The 26,075-nt window shown below is 65.9% G+C and carries 21 protein-coding genes and 1 tRNA gene; 9 read left to right on the top strand and 13 right to left on the bottom strand.

Features of this window, described 5'->3' with window-relative positions; genetic code table 11:
* Window positions 1-40 precede the first annotated feature (40 nt).
* Together COW1_RS11090 and COW1_RS11085 are read left to right on the top strand one after the other, a co-directional pair.
* Window positions 41-517, top strand: a complete 477-nt coding sequence (locus COW1_RS11090) for a hypothetical protein (RefSeq protein WP_201344229.1) — start codon at window positions 41-43, stop codon at window positions 515-517.
* Complete coding sequence (locus COW1_RS11085; RefSeq protein ID WP_201344228.1) at window positions 480-1,133, top strand: pentapeptide repeat-containing protein; 654 nt, start codon at window positions 480-482, stop codon at window positions 1,131-1,133. Before COW1_RS11090 ends, COW1_RS11085 begins: the two co-directional genes overlap by 38 nt.
* Before the next feature lie 458 nt (window positions 1,134-1,591).
* Here the strand turns inward: COW1_RS11085 and COW1_RS11080 are convergent, their stop codons facing one another.
* The 3 genes from COW1_RS11080 to COW1_RS11070 form a co-directional block, all read right to left on the bottom strand.
* On the bottom strand, window positions 1,592-2,452 hold the full coding sequence (locus COW1_RS11080; RefSeq protein WP_201344227.1) for an HDOD domain-containing protein: 861 nt from the start codon (window positions 2,450-2,452) through the stop codon (window positions 1,592-1,594).
* Window positions 2,442-2,777: a hypothetical protein gene (locus COW1_RS11075; protein WP_201344226.1), complete on the bottom strand. Its 336-nt coding sequence runs from the start codon at window positions 2,775-2,777 to the stop codon at window positions 2,442-2,444. Before COW1_RS11075 ends, COW1_RS11080 begins: the two co-directional genes overlap by 11 nt.
* A 190-nt stretch (window positions 2,778-2,967) precedes the next feature.
* A complete protein-coding gene (locus tag COW1_RS11070) occupies window positions 2,968-4,008 on the bottom strand; it encodes a COX15/CtaA family protein (protein WP_201344225.1) in 1,041 nt (346 codons plus the stop codon).
* 67 nt (window positions 4,009-4,075) lie between these two features.
* On the opposite strand from COW1_RS11070, the gene COW1_RS11065 reads away from it, so the two are divergent.
* A complete protein-coding gene (locus tag COW1_RS11065; RefSeq protein ID WP_201344224.1) occupies window positions 4,076-4,567 on the top strand; it encodes a DsrE family protein in 492 nt (163 codons plus the stop codon).
* Between the two features lie 110 nt (window positions 4,568-4,677).
* On the opposite strand, the gene COW1_RS11060 is transcribed toward COW1_RS11065, so the two are convergent.
* From COW1_RS11060 to trmB, 4 genes are all read right to left on the bottom strand, one after another.
* Complete coding sequence (locus COW1_RS11060) at window positions 4,678-5,715, bottom strand: NADP(H)-dependent aldo-keto reductase (protein ID WP_201344223.1); 1,038 nt, start codon at window positions 5,713-5,715, stop codon at window positions 4,678-4,680.
* Between the two features lie 188 nt (window positions 5,716-5,903).
* On the bottom strand, window positions 5,904-7,055 hold the full coding sequence (locus COW1_RS11055; protein WP_201344222.1) for an FIST N-terminal domain-containing protein: 1,152 nt from the start codon (window positions 7,053-7,055) through the stop codon (window positions 5,904-5,906).
* Between the two features lie 373 nt (window positions 7,056-7,428).
* Window positions 7,429-8,301, bottom strand: coding sequence for a phosphoribulokinase (locus COW1_RS11050; protein ID WP_096364486.1), 873 nt, complete (start codon window positions 8,299-8,301; stop codon window positions 7,429-7,431).
* A 217-nt stretch (window positions 8,302-8,518) separates the two neighbouring features.
* Window positions 8,519-9,217: a tRNA (guanosine(46)-N7)-methyltransferase TrmB gene (gene trmB / locus COW1_RS11045; protein ID WP_096364488.1), complete on the bottom strand. Its 699-nt coding sequence runs from the start codon at window positions 9,215-9,217 to the stop codon at window positions 8,519-8,521.
* Between the two features lie 209 nt (window positions 9,218-9,426).
* Here trmB and COW1_RS11040 point away from each other — a divergent pair, with 209 nt between their 5' ends.
* Entirely contained in the window at window positions 9,427-10,713 is a 1,287-nt protein-coding gene (locus COW1_RS11040; RefSeq protein ID WP_096364490.1) for a mechanosensitive ion channel family protein, read from the top strand.
* A 379-nt stretch (window positions 10,714-11,092) separates the two neighbouring features.
* On the opposite strand, the gene COW1_RS11035 is transcribed toward COW1_RS11040, so the two are convergent.
* From COW1_RS11035 to thiS, 3 genes are all read right to left on the bottom strand, one after another.
* On the bottom strand, window positions 11,093-12,052 hold the full coding sequence (locus COW1_RS11035) for a magnesium transporter CorA family protein (protein WP_096364492.1): 960 nt from the start codon (window positions 12,050-12,052) through the stop codon (window positions 11,093-11,095).
* Between the two features lie 13 nt (window positions 12,053-12,065).
* Window positions 12,066-12,863, bottom strand: coding sequence for a thiazole synthase (locus COW1_RS11030; protein ID WP_201346097.1), 798 nt, complete (start codon window positions 12,861-12,863; stop codon window positions 12,066-12,068).
* 250 nt (window positions 12,864-13,113) lie between these two features.
* Window positions 13,114-13,314 carry a sulfur carrier protein ThiS gene (thiS, locus tag COW1_RS11025; RefSeq protein ID WP_201344221.1) on the bottom strand — a complete coding sequence of 67 codons (201 nt, stop codon included), beginning with the start codon at window positions 13,312-13,314 and terminating at the stop codon, window positions 13,114-13,116.
* A gap of 281 nt (window positions 13,315-13,595) precedes the next feature.
* Between thiS and COW1_RS11020 the strand changes: the two genes are divergently transcribed.
* Window positions 13,596-15,392: a long-chain fatty acid--CoA ligase gene (locus COW1_RS11020; protein ID WP_201344220.1), complete on the top strand. Its 1,797-nt coding sequence runs from the start codon at window positions 13,596-13,598 to the stop codon at window positions 15,390-15,392.
* A gap of 344 nt (window positions 15,393-15,736) precedes the next feature.
* Here COW1_RS11020 and COW1_RS11015 read toward each other — a convergent pair whose 3' ends face one another.
* Window positions 15,737-17,251, bottom strand: a complete 1,515-nt coding sequence (locus COW1_RS11015; RefSeq protein ID WP_201344219.1) for an outer membrane beta-barrel protein — start codon at window positions 17,249-17,251, stop codon at window positions 15,737-15,739.
* A 145-nt stretch (window positions 17,252-17,396) separates the two neighbouring features.
* Complete coding sequence (locus tag COW1_RS11010; RefSeq protein ID WP_096364502.1) at window positions 17,397-18,143, bottom strand: Crp/Fnr family transcriptional regulator; 747 nt, start codon at window positions 18,141-18,143, stop codon at window positions 17,397-17,399.
* 294 nt (window positions 18,144-18,437) lie between these two features.
* Between COW1_RS11010 and COW1_RS11005 the strand changes: the two genes are divergently transcribed.
* The 3 genes from COW1_RS11005 to COW1_RS10995 all read left to right on the top strand — a co-directional run bounded on the left by COW1_RS11005 (window position 18,438) and on the right by COW1_RS10995 (window position 22,459).
* Window positions 18,438-19,949, top strand: a complete 1,512-nt coding sequence (locus COW1_RS11005; RefSeq protein WP_201344218.1) for a choice-of-anchor F family protein — start codon at window positions 18,438-18,440, stop codon at window positions 19,947-19,949.
* A gap of 113 nt (window positions 19,950-20,062) precedes the next feature.
* Window positions 20,063-20,136 (top strand) — tRNA-Gly (locus COW1_RS11000).
* Between the two features lie 190 nt (window positions 20,137-20,326).
* Window positions 20,327-22,459 (top strand): GspE/PulE family protein, encoded by a 2,133-nt coding sequence (locus COW1_RS10995; protein ID WP_201344217.1) that lies wholly within the window; start codon window positions 20,327-20,329, stop codon window positions 22,457-22,459.
* Between the two features lie 146 nt (window positions 22,460-22,605).
* On the opposite strand, the gene COW1_RS10990 is transcribed toward COW1_RS10995, so the two are convergent.
* Window positions 22,606-23,097, bottom strand: coding sequence for a VLRF1 family aeRF1-type release factor (locus COW1_RS10990; protein WP_157745257.1), 492 nt, complete (start codon window positions 23,095-23,097; stop codon window positions 22,606-22,608).
* Between the two features lie 402 nt (window positions 23,098-23,499).
* On the opposite strand from COW1_RS10990, the gene COW1_RS10985 reads away from it, so the two are divergent.
* Window positions 23,500-25,605: an AsmA family protein gene (locus COW1_RS10985; RefSeq protein WP_201344216.1), complete on the top strand. Its 2,106-nt coding sequence runs from the start codon at window positions 23,500-23,502 to the stop codon at window positions 25,603-25,605.
* Window positions 25,606-26,075 lie beyond the last annotated feature (470 nt).

The following is a 26,075-nucleotide window of genomic DNA, read 5'->3' as shown; positions in this document are numbered from 1 at the left end:
CATCTGCCGGGTCACTTCTTTATGCAATCTGGAGTCGATTATGAAAATCATCAGTCAGGTAGTGAAAGCGCTGTTCATGATCGCCGGCCTGGTGGCCGTTCAGCCTGCGCTGCAGGCGCACACCGACGAATATCTTGACCAGCATGGTGCCGTGCATGGCGGCATGATGCGCATGTCAGGGCCCTATCACCTGGAACTGGTGGTGGAGTCAGGCAGGGCGGTGGTCTGGGTCATGGATCACGCCAATCAGCCGCGGCCGACCGCGGGCGCACAGGGTCAGCTGATCCTGTTCCAGGACGGTGAGCGCGTCGTCCTCGATCTCGAGCCGGACGGCGACAGCCGGATGCTGGCCGAGGATTCACGCATCAGCGCGACCGATTCCCCGCGCGCGGTGTTGACCCTGAGCATGCGCGGCCAGGCGCCGCTGCAGGTGCGCTACGCCGAGTTGACGAAGGCGAAGGCCAAGACCGAGAGCGATCATGAGCACGATCATGGTCACGCTGACCATGCGCATTGATCGCGCCTTGAAAACCGGGCTCACGCTCGCGCTGCTGCTGCCCCTGGGGGCTGTGTTCGCCGCGCCGGATTCGGGTGCGCAGGCGGTGCAGCGGCTGCTGGAGACCAACGCCTGTCCCGGCTGCAATCTCGACGGGACCGATCTGTCCGGGAAGAACCTGCTGGGGGCGGATCTGCACGGGGCCAGCCTGCGCCAGGTTAAGTTGGCGGACACCGCGGTCACGGGGTCGGATCTGCACGAGGCCGATCTGACCGGCGCTGATCTGCGCGGCGCCATTCTGGGCGGCTGCAACCTGGCCGACGCGGTGCTCACCGAGGCGCGCCTGGAGGACGCCTTCCTCACCCGCGCCCGGCTGCAGCGGGCCAATCTGGACGGGGCCGGCCTGCGGTATGCGCGCCTGGACAATGCCAATCTGGACGGGGCCAGCCTGGTCGGCGCCGATCTGCGCGAGGCGGATCTCTACAGTGCCAGGTTCTTCTTCGCCGACCTCAGCGACGCGCAGCTGCAGGGCGCGGACATGAACTCGGCGGACCTGGGCGAAGCGATGCTCGGGGGGGCGGTGACGGATTCGCTGACCGTGTGCCCCGACCGCAGCCAGGGCCCGTGTGACTGGTAGAACAAGATTTGTTTTTGCTGTGTGGGATGTGCTCCTCCACCCTCTTAACGGGACCTTCGCGTCCCGTTTTTTTTTGGTTCATCGCGCATTTCCGGGCAAGGCAAGCGAACCAGCCCAGCCGGCAGGCCGGTAACCCAGAGCCGTCATCCCGGTACCGGCCTGCGCCGGCACAGGCTCCGGCCGGGATCCAGATACCTCGGCGGCCTCTGGATTGCGGCCTGCGCCGCAATGACGGATGCTGGCTTGGTTTACCTGTGGGGGCTGCAGCGACTCTTGAGCAACCCCGCAAATCTGCGAAGAACCTTTTTTTTGGGGAACGCTGATTAGTTCCCCTGCCGTCATTCCCGCGAAGGCGGGAATCCAGTGGTTTCAGCGACATGGATGCCCGCCTTCGCGGGCATGACGAATAAATCAGAGGTTCCTTTGGTTTGCCGCCGAATATTGCCGGGAATGCTGCCCTACGCCGCCGAGGCGCTGGGCAGAATCGCCGCACGGGCATCGGCGAACTGCTTGTCCGCCTCGCTGATGATGGCATCCACGCTGTCCGCCGGCAGTCCGACCAGATCCCAGGCGCGCGCATCCATGGGCGGGACCCGTTCGGTTTCCGAGGCAGTGGAATGCACTGCGCTGGCGATGACGTCGGCCAGATGCACCATGGCCACCTCGAGCCGGTGTTCGTCGACCTCCAGCGGCTGGTGATGCCAGCAGGCGCTGGCGATCAGGTGTTCGGGCAGGTGCCAGGTCTGCATCAGCGCGGCACCGACCTGGCCGTGGTCGAAGCCGAAGGCCTCCCGTTCCAGTACATGCAGTGGCACCACGCTGCCGCGGGCCTGTTCCAGGATCATGGCGGCCTGTTCCGGGCGATGGCGATAGATCACCAGCGAGCCGATGTCGTGCAGCAGACCGGCGATGAAGAAGCGTTCGCTGCTCGGGGCGCGGTGGCGGGTGGCCAGGACGCGTGATACCACACCGGTGTAGAGGCTGTGCTCCCAGAACTCGTCCATGTTCACCAGTTCCGGCGGGATGCCGCTGAAGGCCTTGATCACGCTGGTGGCCAGGATCAGGTCCAGCAGTTCCAGGGTGCCGATCACGGTGATGGCGCGGGAGACGGTGTCGATGCGCGAGGGGAAGCCGTAGAAGGGGCTGTTGACGATCTTCAGCAGTCGGGCGGTCAGGGCGGGGTCGTCGGCGATGACGTTGCCGATGTCGGCCGCCGAGGCCTCCGGGTCGTTGATCATGTCCACGGCCCGCATGACCACCTCCGGCAGGGAGGCCAGTTCGTTGGCCCGGTGCACCAGTGCGTTGAGTTCAGTCTCCATCCGTTTCTCCACCCTCGTTGCGGCTGCGGCAAATCCGTTTGAGTTCCCTGATCAGGGGATGCGCCGGGTCATTGTGCGCAAAGCGCGTTTCCAGTCGGGCCTCCAGCTGTACGGGATTCAGCGCCGGGCCGGTCGGCTGCACCGTGTCGTCGCCGGCGACGTCGACCTCGACTCGGGCCACCCCGTTGGCGGCGAGCAGCCGCAGGTGGCGATCGGTCAGGGTGGCGCCGGCGGCCAGCAGCATCTGGCCGCGGGGCGAGGACACGTCCGCACCCAGGACCATGCCTTCCCGCAGTTCGCCGAGATCCTTTGTTATTGTTGCCACAGCTGTTTCAGACCCCGTTGTATTCGCGCGCGGGCAACTGCCCCTCACCCTGCTGACGGGGTCGCGGTCTTGCGCGCGCATGCCTCGGATCGCGGGGCGCGACCGGACGGCTTGTTGTTATTACCCTGTTCAAGGGTGAAGCAATGGTGGAATTTTGTCCAGCAGTGCCGCCGGCGGTGATCGGCGATGTTCAGTCGGACCTGGGCGGGGCCGCCTGGGTCAGGGCGTGGAGATGGATAATTGCCAATGTAAGCAACAGGATGGCGCCGGCCTGGTGGGCGCTGGCCAGGTTGACCGGCACCTGGTGCAGCAGGGTGGCGATGCCCAGCGAGACCTGGACCAGGGCCATCAGCGCCAGCAGGTGCAGGCTCAGACGGGCCCGCCCGGGGGGCAGGCCGGGGCGGGTCAGCAGCCAGCCCAGCTGGATGACGCTGAAGGTGGTCAGGGCCAGCAGCCGGTGGTCGAACTGCACCGTGGCCACATGGTCGAAGAAGTTGCGCCACCAGGGCTCGAAGGGAAACATCACCTCCGGCAGCAGCCGGCCGTCCATCAGCGGGAAGGTGTTGTAGGCCAGGCCGGCCTTGAGCCCGGCCACCAGGCCGCCGGAGGCGATGGTGAGCAGGATCAGCCCCAGCGCCGGCCAGCCGAAGCGGACCCCGGCGCGCCAGCGGTGGTCGGCACGGTTGTGATACAGGTCCAGCGCCAGCCAGAACATCCAGGCGTAGATCAGCACCGCCAGCATCAGGTGGGCGGTCAGGCGGTACTGGCTGACGTGCGGTCTGTCCACCAGGCCGCTCATCACCATGTACCAGCCCAGCACGCCCTGCAGCCCGCCGAGTACGAACAGGGCGGCCAGTTTCGGGATGAGCGGGCGCTGAATCCAGCCGCGCCAGAGAAAGAACAGGAAGGGCAGCAGAAAGACGGTGCCGATGGTGCGCCCGAACAGCCGGTGGGCGAACTCGTACCAGTAGATGGATTTGAACCCCTCCAGGCTCATGCCGGCGTTGACGTGCAGGTACTCGGGCGAGCCGCGGTACTTGTCGAACACCTCCTGCCACTCGGCCTCGTTGAGCGGCGGCAGGATGCCGAAGATCGGGTCCCACTCCACCATCGACAGCCCGGAGCCGGTCAGCCGGGTCAGCCCGCCCAGCACGATCATGGAGAAGACCATGGCGCAGCACAGGAACAGCCACCAGGCGATGATGCGGTTGCGGGTTTGTTGTTCTGTCATGATGGGGTTATTTTCTGTCCTGGGAGGCTCATCCCAGCCGTGAACTATACCGACTTCGGGGGAAGGCATGAAGCAGAGGCGGAATTTCCTGCTGGTCCTGGTGCTGCTGACAGGCGGCGGGCCCGGGGTGTTGCAGGCAGCGCCGCTGCCTGCGGGCGGCGATGCCCCACGCGCTCAACCGATTCCCGAGACACTGGAACAGCGGCACCGGCTCTATGACATCAACCTGCATGAGCCACAGGAATTGCGCCGGTTGCTGCAGCGCCTGGATGAGGTCACGCCCGGCCCCAGTCCGGGTTCGAACCCGTCCCGCATCGCCCTGGTGCTGCACGGCCCCGAGATCGAATTCTTCGCCATCGCCAACTACGCCGAATACCGGGACATGGTGGATCTGGCCGCCCGCCTGGACGCCTTCGGGGTGATTGAGGTCAAGGCCTGCCAGACCCGCATGGAGTCTCTCGGTCTGAGTAGCGATGACCTGCCCGCCTTCATCGAGATCGTGCCCTTCGGCCCGGCCGAGGTGGAGCGGCTGGAGCGGGAGGGTTACGTCAGGATGTAGCTGTCGCTATTCGTAGGATGGGTGGAGGCGCCTTTGCGCCGCAACCCATCGGTTTGAAGTGCGAATGATGGGTTGCGCTGCGCTTCACCCATCCTACGGCGCAGGTGGTTTCAGGGGCAGGGATTGGGATGCGCCTGATGAATCGCTTCGATCCCCTCCAGGACTTCCTCCGACAGCGTCAGATCCGCACTCCCCAGATTGCTCTCCAGCTGCTCCAGCCGGGTCGCGCCGATGATGTTGGCGGTCACGAAGGGCCGGCTGTTGACGTAGGCCAGCGCCATCTGCGCCGGGTCCAGGCCGTGGTCGCGGGCCAATGCCACGTAGGCCGCGGTGGCGCGCTCACCCTGGGGGTTGGAATAGCGGCTGAAGCGCTCGAACAGGCTCAGGCGCGCGCCCTCGGGTCGGGCGCCGTCCAGGTACTTGCCGCTCAGCACCCCGAAGCCCAGGGGCGAGTAGGCCAGCAGGCCCACCTCCTCGCGCTGGCTGATCTCGGCCAGGCCCACTTCGAATGAGCGGTTCAGCAGGCTGTAGGGATTCTGGATGCTGACGATGCGCGGCCAGCCGCGCGCCTCGGCCAGCTGCAGGTAGCGCATGGTGCCCCAGGGCGTCTCGTTGGAGATGCCGATGTGGCGGATCTTACCTGCCTCGACCTGGCGCGCCAGCGCCTCCAGGGTATCCTCGATGGGCAGCGATGGACTGGCGTCGTATTCATAGCCCAGTTTGCCGAAGAAGTTGGCGCTGCGGTCCGGCCAGTGCACCTGGTAGAGATCGATATAGTCGGTCTGCAGCCGGCGCAGGCTGTCATTGAGCGCGATCTTGATGTTGGCCGCATCGGGATGGCTGCTGCCGCCGCGGATGTGCGGGCACCAGTCGGTGGGACCGGCCACCTTGCTGGCGATGACCAGATCGTCGCGTTTGCCGCGCCGCGCCAGCCAGCTGCCGATGTACGCCTCGGTGCGCCCCTGGGTCTCCCCGCGCGGCGGCACCGGGTAGAGCTCGGCGGTGTCGATGAAGTTCACCCCCGCCGCCACGGCGCGGTCGAGTTGTTCATGCGCATCGCGCTCGCTGTTCTGCTCGCCGAAGGTCATGGTGCCGAGGCAGATCAGGCTGACGTCGATATCGGTGCGGCCGAGTTTGCGGTAGTGCATGGTATGGGTTCCGTTGCCAGGTGGTATTCAGTGTGTAGGATGGGTGAAGGCGCTCCGCGCCGTAACCCATCGGCCGGCGGCCAGCGATGGGTTGCGCTTGCGCTCCACCCGTCCTGCGCAAGCAGTAGGTCGGGTTAGCCCGGCAGGGCGCAACCCGACCTACCCCTGGATGCCGGTAGACGGGGCATTTACAAGAACAATGTCAGCACCCCGGTATAGCCGTAGAGCCGGTTGTGGAAGATCTCGCCGTTGGCGAAGAAGCCCACCAGCGGGAACTCGCCCAGCCGGTCGCGGATGGCGCGCAATTCGTCGGACTCCTCGCCGAACAGATTCTTGCCCCGGCCCAGACAGGAGTAATAGACGCCGCCGCGAATGGGGCGGTCGCCGGTGCGTTGCTTCAGATCGGCGAGCATGCGTTCCAGATCCTCCCAGGCCGAGGCGCCGTCGCGGCGGCAGAACTGGATTTCCTGGCCCGGCTGCAGCAGGTCGCCGACGGCCAGCAGCTGGTTGCGGGTATCCACCCCGACCAGGTTGCGCACCAGGTAGTCGGCGGTGTCCGAGCCCTGCAGCGGCAGGCCGGCGAAGATGTAGCCGGCCACCCGGTTGAGGTCGCGGGCCAGGATCTCGCCGATGTCCTCGTAGAACACCTCCAGCGCCGGGCGGTCGTCGATGCGGCTGATGACATTGCGTTCGCACTCGGTGATTTCGTGCTTGCCGGCGATGGGGGTGCAGCCCTGGCTCAGGCCGGTCACGACCCGGACGCGGTCGGAGAAGACCACGCCGGACAGGCCGCCCTGGACGATGCGGTTGGCGATCTGCGGTTCCTGGTCGCGCGAGGAACTCAGGCCGCCGACCAGAAAGCCGCCGGGCAGGCGCGCGGCCAGGCGTTCGATCAGTTCGGGGCCGGCGGCATTGCGCGGATCGCCATGGACGATGCCCAGGTGGGCGGCGCTGTCCGCCAACCAGTTGTCCAGGGCGTCGAGCTCGCTCATCTCCAGCGACTGCAGGGTGGGCAGGATGCGGTAGTCGTCCGGTCCGAAGGCGCCGACCATGGCGGCTATGGCCAGGGTTTCGTAGTACTCGGTGCCGGTGGCGCAGATGCCCATGCCGACCGTGCCCACCCAGTCGTCGATCCCGGTCTGTTCGCGGAAGTGCTCCAGGATGGAGGGCAGGATGGCGGCGTGCTCGTCGGTGACGTAGAGAAAGCCCAGATTGGTCTCCGGCGGGATGTAGCCGATCTGGCGCAGGCACTGCTCAGCGCTCTGTTCCCAGTCCGCGCCGGCGCTGTGGCCGTAACGGAAGCGCTGTGTGTCGGCCTGTTTGTGGGGCTGTTCCTTCATGCCGTTTACCGGGGGTCATGGATGAACGGATTCCGCTGAGAAAATTCAGATCATTACCCCTGCCGTCATGCCCGTGCAGGCGGGCATCCATGCCTCGGGAACACCTGGATTCCCGCCTTCGCGGGAATGACGGAAAAATCTAATCCTGTAGGTCGGGTTAGCGCAGCGTAACCCGACATGAGCCGCGTCCCCTGTCGGGTTACGCCCTGCCGGGCTAACCCGACCTACGCCTCTTCCCGTCATTCCCGTGCCGGCACCAGGCGCTTCGGTAATGTTAAGGGAAAAATACACCAGTGTCCGGGTTGAAGCTATCGTCCTACAGCAAAAACCCCCGGACCAGCCGGGGGTTTGCGTGTTGCGATGGTGCTCGACTTCAGCCGCGTCCGGCCAGCATCTGCTCGATGATCGGCGCCAGGATGATCTCCATGGCGAAGCCCATCTTGCCGCCCGGCACCACGATGGTGTTGCGCCGCGACATGAACGACCCCTCCAGCATGTTCAGCAGGTAGGGGAAGTCGACGCTGTGCTTCTTCGGATCGCGGAAGCGGATCACCACGAAGGACTCGTCGGCCGTAGGGATGTCGCGGGCGATGAAGGGGTTGGAGGTGTCGACCGTCGGCACGCGCTGGAAGTTGATGTCGGTGCGCGAGAACTGCGGGGTGATGTAGTTCACGTAGTCGTGCATGCGGCGCAGGATGGTGTCGACGATGGCCTCGGCGGAGTAGCCGCGCTCGGCCGCGTCGCGGTGGATCTTCTGGATCCACTCCAGGTTGACCAGCGGCACCACGCCGATCAGCAGGTCCACGAACTGGGCCACGTTGGCGTCCTCGGTCACCACGCCGCCGTGCAGGCCTTCGTAGAACAGCAGGTCGGTGCCGGCCGGGATGTCCTCCCAGGGGGTGAATTCGCCCGGCTTCTGGCCGTAGGGGGCGGCCTCTTCGTCGCTGTGCAGGTAGTAGCGGCGCTGGCAGGCACCGGTCTCGCCATAGGTCTTGAAGGTCTCCTCGAGCTTGTCGAAGATGTTGGCCTCGGGCCCGAAGTGGCTGAAGTTGCGGTTGCCTTCGGCCTCGGCCTTTTTCATGGCCTCCTTCATGGCCGCGCGGTCATAGCGGTGGTAGCTGTCGCCCTCGATGACCAGGGGGTTGATGCCCTCGCGGCGGAAGATGTGCTCGAATGCCACCTTGACGGTGGTCGTGCCGGCGCCGGACGAGCCGGTGACCGCGATCACGGGATGCTTTTTGGACATGCTGTTCTCCTCAAGCCAAGGTTTTGAAATCCTGGATCGGCTGCCCGGAGGCGCCGTGCCCGCGCCGCTGGCGCAGGACTAAATTCTTGATCTAAATTGATAAATTTCGGGCGCCCCTCGGGCCCGGGACGGGCTCCGCAGACCCCGGCAGGGGGGAGCCATTTCCGCCCGTGGAAAAGCCCGGCATCCTACCACAGTCGGTCCCGGTCGGCACCCTTTAGGGGGCAGGCGCATGGACGCGGCGGTACAGCAGGTCCCATACCCCGTGCCCCAGGCGCTGGCCGCGCTGCTCGAATTTGGTCAGGGGGCGGTCGGCCGGACGTTCGGCGAACCGCCCCGGCCCTGCCGGGTTGGTGAAATCGGGGCTGGCCTCCATGACCTCCAGCATCTGTCCGGCATAGTCCTCCCAGTCGGTGGCCAGGTGGAAGATGCCGCCCGGGGCGAGCTTGCGCGCGACCAGGGCGACGAATTCCGGCTGCAGGATGCGCCGCTTGTGGTGCTTCTTCTTGGGCCAGGGATCGGGGAAGAACAGCAGCACCCGGTTCAGGCCGGCCTCCGGGATGGCGGCGCGCAGCACCTCGACGGCGTCGGCGCAGACGACCCGTATATTGGTCAGTTCCCGCTCGGCGATCAGGCGCAGCAGATGGCCCACCCCCGGCCGGTGGACCTCGATGCCGATGAAATCCTGCTCCGGTGCGGCCGCGGCCATGGTGGCCAGGCTGTCGCCGTTGCCGAAGCCGATTTCCAGGGTGCGCGGCGCGGCCCTGCCGAAGACCGCGTCCAGGTCCAGCGGGGCGTCCGGGGCCAGGCCGTAGCGGGGCAGCAGTTCGTCCAGTGCCCGCTGCTGGGACGGTGTGAGCCGTCCCTCGCGGCGCACGAAGGAGCGGATGCGGCGGAGGTGGTCGGTTGTGGTCATTAGAATCCTGATAGTCCGTCATTGCTAGGCGCGCAGCGCCGTGGCAATCTCCAAGCGATAGGCGTCGCATTATGAGATTGCCGCGCTGCGCTCGCAATGACGTAGGATGGGTGGAGCGCAGCGCAACCCATCAGGCCCGGTAGGGCGATGGATTACGGCGTCATGCGCCTCCACCCAGCCTACGCCTGAGGAACTGGCACCCGGAGCCCATGAACGGCATCGAACTCGACTACCGCGTCTGGCTGGAACGCATCCAGAACCCCGATTTCGGCTGGCAGCTGCTGGTGCTGGCGCTGGCCGGCATCGGCGCCTGGCTGGTGCACCGGGCGATCTATGTCTCGCTGTCGCGGACGCCGGAGGGTCAGGCCGAGCGCCGGCTGCACGAATTCACCCGCAAGAGCCTGCGCCGCATGCTGTTCCCGCTGAGCATGCTGGTGGGCGTATTCGTCGGCCGGGCCATCCTCGACAGCATCGACTACCCCGTGGCGGTACTCGATATCGCCGTGCCGCTGCTGCTGTCGCTGGCCGCCATCCGCCTGCTGGTCTACCTGCTGCGCAAGAGCTTCACGCCCGGTCCGGCGGTCAAGGCCTGGGAGAGCCTGGTCAGTACCAGCATCTGGATCCTGGTGGCGCTGCATCTGCTGGGTTGGCTGCCCTATGTGCTGCAGGCCATGGACGAGTTCGCCTTCAGCCTGGGCAGTACCCGCATTTCGCTGCTCGCGGTGGTGAAGCTGGTACTGCTGATCGCCCTGCTGTGGGTGATCGCCTTCTGGTTGTCGGCGCTGATCGAGCGCCGCATGACCAGCGCCGCGCATGTCAGCCCCGGGCTGCGGGTGGGGGTGGCCAAGGTCAGCAAGGTGGTGCTGCTCACCCTGGCGCTGCTGATCGCCCTGGATGCCGTCGGCATCGATCTCACCGCGCTGACCGTGTTCGGCGGCGCGCTGGGTGTCGGTATCGGTTTCGGCCTGCAGCGCATCGCCAGCAACTTCATCAGCGGCTTCATCGTGCTGTTCGACCGCTCCATCAAGCCGGGCGATGTCATCAGCGTGGGCGACAAGTTCGGCTGGGTGCAGGAACTGCGCGCCCGCTACATCGTGGTGCGCGACCGCGACGGGGTGGAGACGCTGATTCCCAACGAGACCCTGATCACCACCGAGGTGATCAACTGGAGCTATTCCGACCGCGACGTGCGCATCAAGATCCCGGTCTCGATCAGCTACGGCGACGACCCGGAGCAGGCCATGGCGATCATGCTGGAGGCGGCGCACGCCTCGCCGCGCATCAAGGACGACCCGGCGCCCGTGTGCCGGCTGCTGGCATTCGGCGACAACGGCATCCTGTTGGAACTGCGGGTCTGGATCCTGGACCCGGAGAACGGCGTCAACGGCGTGCGTTCGGAGGTGAACCTCGATATCTGGCGCCGTTTCAAGGCCGCCGGCATCACCATCCCCTTCCCGCAGCGGGATGTGTATATAAAATCAGGTCCTGGTAACTAGGTTCCAGGGCTGAGGGGAAGCCCTGTAAAAAACATGCGGGGCCAGGGTGTAGGATGGGTGAAGTGCAGTGCAACCCATCATGCCGCGGCCCCGGCGATGGGTTGCGGCACAGGGTGCCTCCACCCATCCTACGTATTGGATCCAGGTTTTTCCTCGGCCTTGGTATGTAGGATGGGTGAAGCGTAGCGTAACCCATCATGCCGCGGCCCCGGCGATGGGTTGCGGCACAGGGTGCCTCCACCCATCCTAACGGATTGGATCCAGGTTTTTCCTCGGCCTTGGTATGTAGGATGGGTGAAGCGTAGCGTAACCCATCATGCCGCGGTCCTGGCGATGGGTTGCGGCACAGGGTGCCTCCACCCATCCTACTGTCCTGCAGTCAGATCCACTTCTTCACCCGGAACAGCACCAGCAGTCCGATGGCCAGTGCCGCCATGGCGCCCAGGACGATGAAGTAGGAATAGCGCCAGGCCAACTCCGGCATGTATTCGAAGTTCATGCCGAAAACCCCGACGATCACCGTTAGCGGCAGGAAGATGGCCGAGATCACGGTCAACACCCGCACGATCTCGTTGGTGCGGTGGGCGACGGCGGAGAAGTGCAACTGCACCAGGGACTCGATCTCGCTCTGCTGATCGGTGGCGAACTTCATCACCCGGCGGATGTGCTCGAGCAGGTCGTTGTAACGCACGGCCAGGTGATCGTCGATGTCCACGCCGGTGGTGTCGCGCCATACCGTGATCGCATCCTCCTGGCCCTCGCACAGCAGTTCCAGCTGGCGCAGGCGGCTGCGGTGGTTCATCAGCGCCAGCCAGTCGTCGAAAGGATGGCCGGGATCGAGCAGGTCCCGCCGCCAGGTTTCCAGCTGCTCGGTCAGCGGTTCGCGCATCTGCAGAAAGCGGTCGACCATGTTGGTCAGAATGAGATGCATCAGGCCCACCGGACGCGCCGGGATGCGCCCCTGACGCTGCAGCAGCCGCTCGCGCACCGTCTGAATGGAACGGCTGTCTGCGGCGCGCACGCTGACCAGCACCCGGTCGAACAGGAACAAGGCCGTGGGGCGGCTGTTGAAGTCCTCATTCTGCTCCGGCGCCAGGCTGCGGAAGATGACCATTTCGTAGTCGCTGGTGCTGTCGCTGTAGGAGGGGTGGCCCGGGTTCAGGCTGTCGCGCACATGGCCCTCGTGGATCTCCACCCCGGTCAGACGGCGCACCTCAGCCGGCCAGTCCGGCTCCTGCTCGCGGATGAAGTCCAGCCATACCAGCCCCTCGGCGGGCAGGTGGCTCAGGGCCTCCGGGGCCTCGATCCGCTCGCGGGACTGGATATGCAGAACATGCATGCGCCGTGACGGCTCAGAAGAAGGTGCCGTCGATGGGCGAGGAGGCGCTGGCGAAGCGCTTGCGCGGGATGCGCCCGGCGCGGAAGGCCTCGCGCCCGGCCTCGATGGCCTTCTTCATGGCCGAGGCCATCAGCACCGGGTCGCCGGCCCCGGCGATGGCGGTGTTCATCAGCACGCCGTCACAGCCCAGTTCCAGCGCGATGGCGGCATCCGAGGCGGTGCCCACGCCGGCGTCGACCAGGATGGGCACGGAGGCGTTTTCCACGATGGTGAGGATGTTGTAGGGGTTGCGGATGCCCAGACCGGAGCCGATGGGGGCGGCCAGCGGCATCACCGCGACACAGCCCATCTCCTCGAAGCGCCTGGCGATGATGGGGTCGTCGTTGGTGTAGACCATGACCTCGAAGCCGTCCTTGATCAGGACCTCGGCCGCCTCCAGGGTCTGGATGATGTCAGGGAACAGGGTCTTCTCGTCGCCCAGCACCTCCAGCTTGACCAGGTTGTGGCCGTCCAGCAGCTCGCGCGCCAGGCGGCAGGTGCGCACCGCGTCCTCGGCCGTGTAGCAGCCGGCGGTGTTGGGCAGATAGGTGTAGCGGTCCGGCGGCAGCACCTCGAGCAGGTTGGGCTCGTTCGGGTCCTGGCCGATATTGGTGCGGCGGATGGCCACGGTGATGATCTCCGCGCCGCTGGCCTCGACCGCCTGGCGGGTCTGCTCCAGGTCCTTGTACTTGCCGGTGCCGACCAGCAGGCGGGACTGATAGCTGCGTCCGGCGACGATCAGCGGATCGTCGGTGGGCTGGATTTCCTGCATGGGGGTGGACATCGGTGTCTCCTGATTAGCCGTCATTGCGAGCGCAGCGTGGCAATCTCGTTACGCAGAAGCAGCCGGATGGAGATTATTCGCTGCGCTCACCCCTTCGGGGCCGCCCTGCGGACGTTCTGCGCTCGCAAGCTCGCTTGTGCCGCGGCACTGCGTGCCTCGCAATGACGAGGAATTTTGAGAAGGCCCTTGTGACCTCTGCGCCTTTGCGTCTCTGCGTTGAGAATTCTGATCGAATACCTCACCCACCGCCAATGGCCCGCACGATCTCGACCCGGTCGCCCGGCTGGAAGCGGTGCTCGGCGAACCCGCTGCGCGGCAGGATCTCGCGATTGACCTCCACCGCCAGGCGCTGGCCGCTCAGCCCCAGTTCCTCGATGAGTTGCGCCGCCGTGAGATCTTCGGCAATCTCACGCGCTTCGCCGTTGAGTGTGATCTGCATAAGAGTGTGATTCCAGACCGGGTCCGGCGCAACCGCCCGGTTCACCAGGGTTAGGCAGCGAATGGCAATTACTTCGGCGCCGTCATTCCCGCGAAGGCGGGAATCCAGTGTCTGGCGGAGCAGACCAACGATGGATCCCGCTGGAGCCTGTGCCGGCGCAGGCCGGTACGGGGAATGACGGGTAGACTGAAATCCGGCTTGCCACAAAGTGCCATTCGGTTCTGCGTGGATTCTACAACAAATCCGGCCATTGCGCGGCAGGGTCGGACAGCGGAGACCCCATGAGCAGTGAAGACCTCATTTCCACCGAGGCGGCCGTCACCCTGGACGGCCTGTTCCGGGAGCGGGTGCGCCGCACGCCCGAGGCGCCGGCCTACCGCTATTTCTCCCGCGGCGCGCAGGCCTGGCACAGTCTGAGTTGGCGCGACATGGACACGCGGGTGGCCCGCTGGCAGCAGGCGCTCGCCGCCGAGGGCCTCAGCCCCGGCGACCGCGTGGCCATCCTGCTGCGCAACGGACCGGACTGGGCCGCCTTCGACATCGCCGCCCTGAGTCTGGGCCTGGTGGTGGTGCCGCTGTACGTGGACGACCGCCCCGACAATGCCGCCTACATCCTCAATGACGCCTGGTGCCGGCTGCTGCTGGTGCAGTCGGCCGGGCACTGGCGCCGCCTGGACGCGGCCCTGAGCAAGGCCGAACAGCTGATGCGGGTGGTGATCCTGGAGGGCGAGTTGGAGGACACGGAAGCGGGACACCTGGTCACCCTGCACGACTGGCTGCCGGCGGATGCCGAATCCCTGCCGCCTTCCGGCCACGACGGCCAGGCCCTGGCCTCCATCGTCTACACCTCCGGCACCACCGGCCGGCCCAAGGGCGTGATGCTCAGCCACCACAACATGCTGTCGGTGGCGCATGCCGTGCTGACCATGATCGACGTCTATCAGGAGGACGAGTTCGTCTCCTTCCTGCCGCTGTCGCACACCCTGGAGCGCACCGGCGGCTACTATCTGCCCATGATGGCCGGCGCCACGGTCAGCTACGCCCGCTCCGTGGCGCAGCTGGCCGAGGACCTGGCCAGCGTGCGCCCGACCATCCTGATCGCGGTGCCGCGCATCTTCGAACGGGTCTATGGCCGCATCCAGGACCAGCTGGCCGGCGGCGGCGCGCTCAAGCGCGGCCTGTTCCGGCTCACCGTGCGCACCGGCTGGCGCCGCTTCCTGCGCAGCCAGGGTCGGGCACGCTGGTCACCGGCGTTGCTGCTGTGGCCGCTGCTGCGGCGGCTGGTGGCGGACAAGGTGCTGGCGAAGCTGGGCGGACGACTGCGCGCAGCGGTCAGCGGTGGGGCGGCCATTCCCGAGCCGGTGTCAAGGCTGTTCATCGGGCTCGGCCTGCCGCTGCTGCAGGGCTACGGCCTGACCGAGTCCAGTCCGGTGATCAGCGTCAACACCTTCGAGGACAACGACCCGGCCAGCGTCGGCATCCCCATCCGCGACACCGAGGTGAGGATCGGCGCGGCCGACGAGCTGCTCGCGCGCGGCCCCGGGGTGATGCTCGGCTACTGGAACAACCACACCGCCACCCGCGAGATGATCGATCCCGAGGGCTGGCTGCATACCGGCGACCAGGCCCGCATCGAGGGCGGCCACATCTACATCACCGGCCGGCTCAAGGACATCCTGGTCATGTCCAACGGCGAGAAGGTGCCCCCGGCGGACATGGAGGCGGCCATCATGCTCGATTCCCTGTTCGATCAGGCGCTGGTGGTGGGCGAGGGCCGGCCCTATCTCACCGCGATCATCGTGCCCGATCCGCAGCACTGGTTCGGCTTCGTGCGCGAACTGGGGCTGGACCCCTACGACAAGGCCCACCTGCACAACGAGAAGCTCGAGATCCGGGTGCTGCAGCGCATCCGCGCCCAGCTGCATGACTTCCCCGGCTACGCCAAGATCCGCCGGGTGGCGCTGACCCTGGATCCCTGGACCCTGGACGAGGGCCTGCTGACCCCGACCATGAAGATCAAGCGGGCGAAGGTGCTGGAGCAGTATGCGGAGCGGATCGAGGCACTATACGAGACGTAGGTTGGGCTTCGCGTTGCTCAGCCCAACCTACGTTTTAATCCCACATATGCCGGATTCCAGTTTATCCGTCATCCCCGCGAAGGCGGGGATCCAGTTGCCGCGGCGGTTTCTGGATTACTCGCTGCGCTTGCCCTACTACCCTGAAGGGCATAAAGGGCCGCCGTGCCGGCGTTCAACGCGCTCCGCGCTTTTGTCCCGCCTTCGCGGGAATGACGGAACTGAAGTAAGCCTGTAGGCCGGGATAAGCGTAGCGTTCCCGGCAACTCTGCGATATGCCGGAAACGGACCTTCGGTCCTTATTCCGGCCTGTGCTTGTCCCGGTAGCCCTCCCCAGCACCCATTTTCTAGTGGTCCGTCTCCGGCCCGTGCCCGATCAGGATCGCCTCGCGCACCGTGTTGGCCCGGCTCGCCAGTGCAGCGCGCTCGTCCGCGGGCATCTCCTTCAGCCCCAGAATCCGGTTCAGCGCGATGACCGTGTCCTCCGTGATCGGCAGGTTCTTGTCGGCGGCGGTGCCGAGGAAGATCGCGGCAAGGTCGATGGCGCTGGCGGCCTGGATGCCTTCAAGTTCGGTGCGGCCGAACACCATCACCTGTTCGTACATGGCCAGGTTCTGCAGCGGCGAGTCCAGCCGCGGCGTCTCGCCGTAGGCGGTCTGCAGCAGCTGCGCCGCCGCGTCCGCCGGCAGATTGTAGAGCGCGGCCATCTCAGTGCTGTAGCGGGCCAGCGCCTCGTCCTCGTGCCGGGCCAGCACATGGGCCGGCGCCCGGCTGACATTGAGCCGGCCGAGTTCCACCTCCGGGATGCCTTCCTGCGCCCAGACCGGGCGCTGGCCGCGGAACACCTTCACTTCCACGCTGCGGCCGCCGCCGCGGGCGAAGTCGTGCACGCCGCGCCCGCCCTTAGCGCCGCCCCGGCCCCGGTCGCCGCGGCCATGGCCGGCGCTGAAGCGGGTGCGGCTGTCGAGCCGGTGGACGGCGTTCACGCTGGCCTCGGTATAGAGATAGCCGGAGGCGCCGGGCAGGGTGGTCTCCTCCAGGCTGCGATCGACGGCCGCGCTGACCGTGGTGCGCGGGGTGGCGCGGAAACTGAGGGCGCCGCTGAAATCCGGCGTGGACAGGTCGTTGAAGCGGCTGTCGTCCCAGGCCTGGCGGATCCAGCCCACATAGGCCCCGCCCTGCAGCCGGTTGGTGAACCTGCCCTTGAAGCCGAGCGCGATGCGCTCGCCGTCGGAGTCGCGCTGGTAGCCGAAGTCGTCCACTGGATCGTTATAGCTGCGGATGTCGCGGATCAGCTGGACGTAGGCCTCGTAGTCCGGATGGAACTCGTAGCCCAGGCGCGCGCCGAGACCGATGAGATCGCGGTCGCGGTCGTCGTTGTTCAGCGGCCCGACGCTGTCGTAGTCCAGCGCCTCGAAGGTGCCGCCCAGGCGCAGGTTGTAATCCCCGAACCGGTGCGCCACCCCGGCATGGGCGTGGCGGGAATCGAAGGTGGTCGGCTCATCGCCCACCAGGGTCTCGTCGGGCGAGCCGCGGTCCTCGTGTTCGGCGGTATAACCGACGCCGCCGAAGACATTGCCGGCCTCGCTGATGTCGTAGCGTCCCTCCAGTTCGGCCCAGTAGTCCTCGTAGTCCTCGTCCCCGTTGTCCCGGTAGCGGGCCAGGGTGGCGCCGGTGCGGGCCTGCAGCCGGTGCCGCTCCCAGTCGGAGACCAGCGTTACCGCGGGCGTGAACAGGGTGAGAATATCGTCCACCTCGTCGCTGCGGGTGGCGAAGATATTGCTGTCATACAGCAGGCCGGCGGGAAGGCCGAGCGCCAGGGCAATGGACAGGGCGGGTACAGAGGCGGGCAATCGGTTCATTGAACTCCGTCCGGTCGGGAGTCAACAGGGAGTCGTTATCCAGACTAGCTGCCAGAGTGAAGCGGGGAGTTGATTTCTGTCAACAAAGCGAGCGAGAGTGGTGTCAGTGACAGGCCGACAATGAGAGCGGACGAACGGATGGGCTTCATTCAGTGCCGGCATTCGCCTCGCACAGCCTCTGCAGCCGTTGTTTTTCGATACGGTAGGTGCCGGGGGCGATCTTTGCCAGGAGACCGCGCCGCCTGAAATCGGCAATGATGCGGCTGGCCGTTTCCGGCGTCATGCCGACCACGGCGGCCATGTCGTCGCGCGGCAGGAGTTGGATGTCGCCGTTGCGGTCCGGCGCCAGTTCGGTCAGCAACAGCAGCAGCTGGGCGATGCGGTCGCGCGCAACCCCGGTGTTGAGCGTCTTGATCCAGTGATCGGCGCGGTCGACGTGGTACTGCAACTGCTGGCGTATCCGGTCGCACAGTTCGGGGTGGTGTGCTTCCAGGTCGCGCAGGGTGCTCACCGGAATGGCGCAGACATCGACAGGCTGGACCGCCATGGCGGTGTGCTGATAGGGCACGCCGGCATCCAGCAGTTCCAGTCCCACCACGGCGCCCTGTCCGAGCAGGCGGACGATGCGTTGCTCGCCGCTGGGCTTCGAGTGCATCAGCTTCACCAGGCCGCGGCGGATGGAGTACACCACCTCTCCCCCTTTGCCTTCCTCGTACAGAATGCCGCCGGGGACGAGCACGAAGTTGTCGATCGGCTTCAGCAGATGGGCGAAGCTCACCTCCGGCAGTTCGGAGAACAGCATCAGGCGGCGGATGCCGCAGTGGCTGCAGTCGGCGCGCCCCTTCCATTTGCGATCGGTACAGTAGCTCGCCGGTTTGGTCTGTCCCGTCATGTTGCCTGCTCAGGACCCGGTCAGGATCCGATGCCGCTCAAGACTGCTTGCAATTGTTATCGGATTGTGAATTCTGCGGTCGTCGAACCCGTTTCTGCGAAATGTCATTCTGACTGTCCCGGTGCCTCATTAGGATCAGTCTAAACGACATTGTGGCGTGCCCACAATGGCGTTGGTTCCAGGGGATTCCATACCGGATGCGGTCCAGACCCGGACCCGCTTCCCCGTGTTGAAAATTACTGATGCAGCGCAGTGCCTGCCCTGCAGGGCTGGCTGCGGCCATGAGGAAAAGAAATGCAGAAACGACCGAAAGTGCTTGCAACAGTCATCGGCCTGGCCCTGGCGCCCGTCGCCCTGGCCGGCGAGATCCAGGAGATCGACCTGACCAACTTCGGGCCCTTCGATGCCAGTGGGCCCATGCGCGTGATCTATGACCGCGACGTCTCCGGCGGGGTCGCGGGTGCGATCACCTACGGCGAGATCGGCTGGGATGAGCTCAAGGCCGTGGATCCCGGCATCATCGTCTACAACAACGTGCCCATCTACGGCGCCAGCCAGATCATCGCCGACTGCGTGATGGCGCCCCGCCTGGCCTCCCTGGCCGGTGATCCGGACAGGAAGTGCAATGATGGCTTCCAGACCCACAAGCGCTACAAGATGAGCGCTACCGGCGTGGGATCCATAGACATGGTGTTTACGGTCAGGAACGTGGATGCGGTCGACCCCATCGTGGACAAGGACGGCAACCCGGTCGCCAATGATCAGGATGCGGCGGTCAACGTCTACCGCATGATCGGCAAGCTCAACAACCACACCGGCGGCCGCCTGGGCGGGTTCCGGGTGGAACTGGGTCATGGCCTCGGCGACGACTTCGTCAAGTCCACGGCCGGCGACGGCGTGAAGATCGCGCTGCGCGAGGAAGGCGCCGATCCCGCGGACGACCTGGGCGACAACCAGATGGCCGAATTCCCCGGCGGCCTGTTCTACGGCCCGGCCGACGCGCGCCACGACTGGGGCTTCTTCAGCAGTACCCGCGCCAACTTCGCGGTGGACACTGCCCGCCTGGCCGTGGACGAGGACAGCTTCGAATCCACCATCCTGTCCAGCAACTACTCGGATCTGTTCGGCGAGTGGCTGCCCCTGGACTGGGTGCCGACCGGCTGGTTCTATGACAGCGACGGCAACCCGGCCACCGACGCCGAAGTCGCCGCCTGGTATGACGGCACCCAGTGGCTGAGCTACGACATCGATGCCGGCACCGGCGGCCGTACCACCGAAGTCGTACCCCAGACCGACATTGACGGCTGGGAGGCTACGCCGCCGACGATCTATGACGACGATGGCGACAGTGCCACCACTGCGGCAGGCACCCTGTATGCCACCTGGAACGCCGAGACCGAATTGTACGAACTGGCTGCGGGCGGTACTGCGACCAACGATGCCATGACCACCACCCTCGATGGTTCGGCCACCCTGGAACGGCGTCCCGGCTATCAGCAGGGACCGATCGAGGACCTGGCAAACCTGAACCTCAACTACTACATCGAGATCGGCGATATCACCACCTGGCCGGGCTACGATCTGGGTACCGAGGAGGCCAGCTTCACCCTGCGCATCACCCCGCTGGAACCTGCCAGCACCGAGCCCCCCGCCTGGCTGCCGGTCGAGGACGCCGACGCCGGCGATGACAACGGCGGCAATGGCGGCTGCGTCATGGGCGACGGCCGTTCCGGCTTCGATCCGCTGCTGCCGGGCATGGCACTGCTGGGCATGGGCTATCTCGCCCTGCGCCGCCGCCGGGCCTGATCCCGCCGCACCGCGGCTGCAGAACAGGCGCCGCCCCTCGGGGCGGCGCTTTTTTCATGTCGGCTGAAAACATTTAAATTCCCGTCCCGATGGGGGTAGAATCATCCTGCCGCGCGGGTGTAGTTCAATGGTAGAACCTCAGCTTCCCAAGCTGATGACGTGGGTTCGATTCCCATCACCCGCTCCAATTTCCCTTCCTCTTGATTCAAACAATCTCTGAATTCATTCGTCATGCCCGCGACGGCGGGCATCCATGTCTCCGAGGTATATGGATTCCCGCATTCGCGGGAATGACGAGAAGGGGGCAATCAGGGTTTCCTTAAGCTTCGAGCCGGGCAGGTCGCTATTACTATCTGCACAGCGTACAGGCCCGATTCATGAGCAAACTTCTCAGCCTCTCCCCCGCCCAGCTGACCGCTGCCGGTGCCGCCGGGCACGCGGGCGCCGAGGTCATGCTGGAGCGTTTCGATGCCGATCCCCTGAGCGGCGAACTGTGCGAGTTCGACGAGAACGGCCTGCGTCTGGTGATCCACGACCACCGGTCCGGCGAGCGCAGCGAGGTGTCCTTCGAGCAGGTCCGGGTGCTGAGCTTTGCGCAGGATTTCCACGCTGCCCCGGGCGCGGCCGCCGGCAAGGGCGAAGCCAGGACCTACCATGTCGAGTTCCGCGACGGCGGCCTGCGCCACGGCCTGTGCCGGGAGGTGCGCCTGGACGCCCATGGCCTGCACCTGCTGGAGTGCGGCGAGGACGGCAGCCTGCATCGGCTGTGGCTGCCGCTGGCGGCGATCGAGCGCTATCGGATCGGCGGCATGGAAGGGCACGGCCAGCCGGCGGCAGGGGGCGCCGACAGCCCGACCGCGCCGGTGCGTCTCGACCGCCCGGTGCGCGACCCCGACCAGCTCTCAAAGCTGCTGTCGGCGCACAGCTACTTTCTCACCGGCGCCCGCCAGCGCCGCCGCCCCAATGATGCACCGCGCGCCGACGAGAGTCCGGCCGAACTGGCCGTGCGCCTGGGCGTGCCCTTTGTGGACCTCAAGCAGTTCCGCATCGACGAGTCCGTGCTGCGGCTGCTGTCCGAGACGGTGGTGCGCGAGCACTGCGTCTTCCCGTTGATGGTGTTCCGCGACCACCTGGTGGTGGCGATGGAAAACCCCGCCGACATCGAACTGATCAAGCTGTTGCATTTTGTCTCCGGCATGAGCGTGGAAGGCTGCGTGGCCGAACGCGGCGCCATCCAGCATGCCGTCGACACCTGGTACGGGGCGCGCGAGGACAATGCCGCCCTGCACGACCTGGAAGTGCAGGGCAGCCAGGACGGCGGTCGCGAGATGTCGCTGCACGAGATCGAGCGCATGGGCAAGGAAAAGCCCGTGGTGCGCATGGTCAATCACATCCTCACCGACGCCATCCACCGCAACGCCTCGGACATCCATATCCGTCCCGGCGAGGATGAGGTCGCCCTGCTGTTCCGCCAGGACGGCAGCCTGGTGCCCATCCGTCGGTTCAACAAGGCGCTGCTGGCGGCGGTGGTGGCGCGGATCAAGATCATCGGCCGCATGAACATCGCCGAGCGCCGCCTGCCGCAGGACGGCCGCGCACGCATGATCGAGGGCGATGCAATCGTGGATATGCGCATCTCCATCATCCCCACCGTCAACGGCGAGAGCGTGGTCATCCGCCTGCTCAACGTCCAGACCGGGCTGCGTTCGATCAGCGAGCTCGGCTTCAACAGCCGGGACGCCGAACGCTTCGTGGATCTGCTGCACAAGAGCTACGGCATGCTGCTGGTCACCGGCCCCACCGGTTCGGGCAAGTCCACCACCCTGTATGCCGCACTGCAGGAAGTGCGCAAACAGAACGTGAACATCATCACCGTCGAGGACCCGGTCGAGTATCACATCGACGGCATCGAGCAGATTCAGGTCAACACCGCGCCCGGCTTCACCTTCGCCCGCGCCCTGCGCAATATCCTGCGCCACGACCCGGACGTCATCATGGTCGGCGAGATCCGCGACCAGGAGACCGCGAAGATCGCGGTGGAAAGCGCGCTCACCGGCCACCTGGTGCTGTCCACCCTGCACACCAACGATGCGCCCACCACGGTCATGCGCCTGATCGAGATGGGCGTGGAGTCCTTTCTGGTGAAATCATCGCTGCTGGGCGTGCTGGCCCAGCGGCTGGTGCGCATCAACTGCCCGCACTGCATCGAGCCGGAACCGGTCGATGCCACCATGCGCAGGTTCCTGGGAGTGGGCGAGGACGAGGTCTTCCACCACGGCGCCGGCTGCGAGGCCTGCAATGACACCGGCTTCCACGGCCGCATGGCGGTCTACGAACTGCTGGCGATGACGCCGGAGTTGCGCGAGATCCTGCGCCCCGACGTCTCCGCCGACGAGGTGCGCGAGCGCGCCCGCGCCGAGGGCATGGTGGCGCTGACCGAGAACGCGCTCAAGCTGGCGCGCGAGGGCAGGATCTCACTGGCGGAGGTGTATCGGGTCAGGCTGGAATAAGGGGTTGGGCATGATGGGTTGCGCTGTGCTCCACCCATCCTACGCTGCTCGGGTAGGATGGGTGGAGGCGCCTGCGCCGCAACCCATCATTCATGCCTGCCTCGATGGGTTACGCTGCGCTTCACCCATCCTACGATATTCACGCTTCAACGTTCCCCTGGACTGCGCCGCTCCGGCACCAGTTTCTCCTTCGCCAGATGGGCGTGAATCTCCAGCGGACTCAGCTTGCTCAGGTCCTTGGCCAGTTCGCGGATCTGCACGTCGCTGCGGATGCGGCCGTTGAGTTCGTTGCGCAGGTGGCCCAGGGTCTTCTTCTGGGCGACCAGTACCAGTTCGTTCGCGCCATGACCGTTGGTCAGACGCCTGGCCTCCTCGGCGATGGAGCGGGCGAAGCGCCGCACGAACTCCTCCTCATGCTGGCTGCGATGATCGTCATAGCCGTGGGCGGCACCGCTCACGCTGCTGCGGTTGCGGCCGGATTTCCTTTCGCTCCACATGTCCTGTTCCCGGTCGGAGTTGACCAGGTCGCTGACCTCGGTGAGGTTGGGGCCGGATTCCATTTCCGGAAAGGGCGTGTCCTGCAGGGTGAAGAAGCGGGCACGCAGGCCGTCTGCGACAACGATATAGTTCTGGTTCATACGCAACTCCTGTGAAGGTTTGAGTCTGCGGTCGGGCATGACGGGCACACCGCGCCGAGGGGGCGGTGTCCCGGGTGAAAGGGTTCCGAAGGAGAAAGCCGTGATGGAGGGCATAAGGACTTCATAGCGCCGTGGCAGGGGCTTTTCAAGGTGTCAGCGACTGACAAATTGCCGACTGTTCCAAAATCATGGGGTTATGGTGTGCCATTGCGAATTCGGTAGGATGGGTGGAGGCGCTTGCGCCGTAACCCATAATTCGGCCGGCCGCGATGGGTTGCGCTTCGCTTCACCCATCCTACGATCCATTGACCATGGTCGATTCGGGCACGGCACTGGTAGAACCAGTCCAAGTGTCTTATTGTCTCGGGTACAGCTAAACCCAATTCTCGGAAAGGACTGCAAATGAAAGCCCTGCGTATTATCGGAATCCTGATCGGTGTCCTGGTGCTGGTGCTGGTCATCGGCGCCGCGGCCCTGCTGATCTTCGTCGACCCCAACGACTACAAGGATCAGATCACCCGCGCGGTGGAGGAGCAGACCGGACGCACCCTGACCATCGAGGGCGACATGGAGTTGTCCGTGTTCCCCTGGCTGGGCCTGGAGATCGGTAAGACCCGCCTGAGCAACGCGAAGGGCTTCGCCGAGGCGCCCTTCGCCGCGGTCGAGGAGGTGGGCGTGCAGGTGAGGCTGCTGCCGCTGCTGCGCAAGGAGCTGCAGATGTCCACCCTGCGCCTGAAGGGGCTGGATCTGTACCTGGGTGTGGACAAGCAGGGCAACCCCAACTGGTCCGACATGATCAAGCCGGCCGCCGAGCCAGCGCCCGAGGCCGACGAGGGCCGCGGTGCGGCCCTGGCCGGGTTGGCCATCGGCGGGGTGGAGATCTCGGATGCCAACCTGGTCTGGGACGATCAGCAGGCCGGCGCCCGCTATCAACTCAAGGACCTGGACCTGAGCCTGAGCGAGATCGCCCCCGAGACGCCGATCGACTTCAAGCTGGATTTCGAGGTCGAACTGGACCAGCCGCAAATGGAAGGTGAACTGGAACTGGCCGGCGTGCTGACCCTGGGGCCGGAGTTGCAGCGCTTCGAGATCCGCGATTTCAAGCTGGAGACCGAGGCCGAGGGCGAGACCCTGCCAGGCGGCAAGGTCGAGGCTGAACTGGCCAGCGCGGTGACGGTGGACCTGGGCGCGGGCACCCTGCAGGTCGCCGACCTGGTGCTGGAGGCCATGGGCCTGAAGATCACCGGCCAGGCCAGCGGCCAGGACATCCAGTCCGACCAGGCGCGCTTTGCCGGCAACCTGAAGCTGCAGGAGTTTGTGCCGCGTGAACTGATCGAACGTCTGGGGCAGCCGGCGCCGGAGGTCAGCGACGCCAGCGTGCTGGGCAAGGCCGATGCCGCCATCGGCTTCAGCGCCACGTCGAAGAGCTTCAACGCCGACAAGCTGAGCCTGCGTCTGGACGACAGCACCCTCACCGGCAGCGCCGGCATCGCCAGTTTCGCCGCCCAGGCCATCCGCTTCGATCTGACCCTGGATCAGATCGACCTGGATCGCTACCTGCCGCCGCCGGCCGAGGGCGAGGTGCAGGCCGCGCCCACGCCGGCCCAGGCCGCCGCCGGCGGCGCCGGGGCCCTGCCGCTGGATACCCTGCGCGCGCTCAACCTCGACGGCACCCTGCGCATCAACCAGCTCAAGGCCTACCAGCTGCGCAGCGCCGACGTGCTGGTCACGGTCAAGGCCAAGGACGGCCTGGTGCGGGTCAACCCGGCCCGCGCCAGCATGTACCAGGGCGGCTACAGCGGCGACATCACCCTGGATGCGCGCGGCGACACGGCGCGCATCGCCCTGGACGAGAAGGTCCAGGGGGTGCAGGCCGGCCCGCTGCTCAAGGATCTGATGGGCGACGACAAGCTGCTCGGCACCGCCGACGTCAACGCCAAGCTCACCGCCAGCGGCAACACCCCCGAGGCGCTCAAGCGCACCCTCAACGGCAACGCCGGCTTCAGCTTCACCGAGGGCGCGGTCAAGGGCATCAATGTCGCCGCCCTGATCCGCAACGCCAAGGCCCGTCTGGAAGGCAGGCCGGCACCGGCCGACAGCGGCCCCAACCAGACCGACTTCACCTCGCTCACCGGCACGGCGAAGATCACCAACGGCGTGGTCCGCAACGATGATCTGGCCGCCATGTCGCCGCTGCTGCGCATCAACGGCCAGGGCATGGCCGACCTGCCGCAGGAGCAGGTCGACTACAGCCTCACCGTCAAGCTGGTCGGCTCGCTGGAAGGCCAGGGCGGAGAGGGGCTGGCCGACCTCAAGGGTGTGGCCATTCCGCTGCGCATCGAGGGCCCCTTCGCCAAGCCCAACTACAGCGTGGACCTGGCCAAGGTGCTGGAAGGCGCGGCCAAGGAGAAGGTCAAGGAGAAGGTCGAGGAAGAGGTGCAGAAGAAGCTCGAGGACAAGCTGGACGACAAGGTCAAGGACCAGCTCAAGGGCATCTTCGGGCGGTAGGAAGATACCTCCCGTTCCAACATATCCATCGTCATTCCCGAGCAGGGGGAAATCTGCATCGCACTCCGTATCGGATTGACTCGTCATTGCGAGGCGCATGGCGCCGTGGCAATCTCCCGACGACTGCTCCAGCGTTGCGAGATTGCTTCGCGCTGCTCGCAATGACAGTTCCAATTCCAGTGTCGTAGGATGGGTAAAGCGCAGCGCAACCCATCGCGATCCGCGGGTGTGATGGGTTGCGGCGCACGGCGACTTCACCCATCCTACGCTTTGCTGTTATTTGTGCCGTCATCCCGGCGCAGGCCGGGATCCAGAAGCCGCTGCGGTAACTGGATTACTCGCTGCGCTCGCCCTGCGGGCCGCCCTGAAGGGCGTTCAACGCGCTGCGCGCTTTTGTCCCGCCTGCGCGGGAATGACGGGGTGATATTTCCGATCCCCATTTCCCATGACCTTCGCCCACCGCCTCCTCG

The organism is Thiohalobacter sp. COW1 (assembly GCF_016629505.1).
Classification (GTDB): Bacteria; Pseudomonadota; Gammaproteobacteria; order Thiohalobacterales; family Thiohalobacteraceae; genus Thiohalobacter; species Thiohalobacter thiocyanaticus_A.
This window is presented reverse-complemented; position numbering and strand designations above follow the sequence as displayed.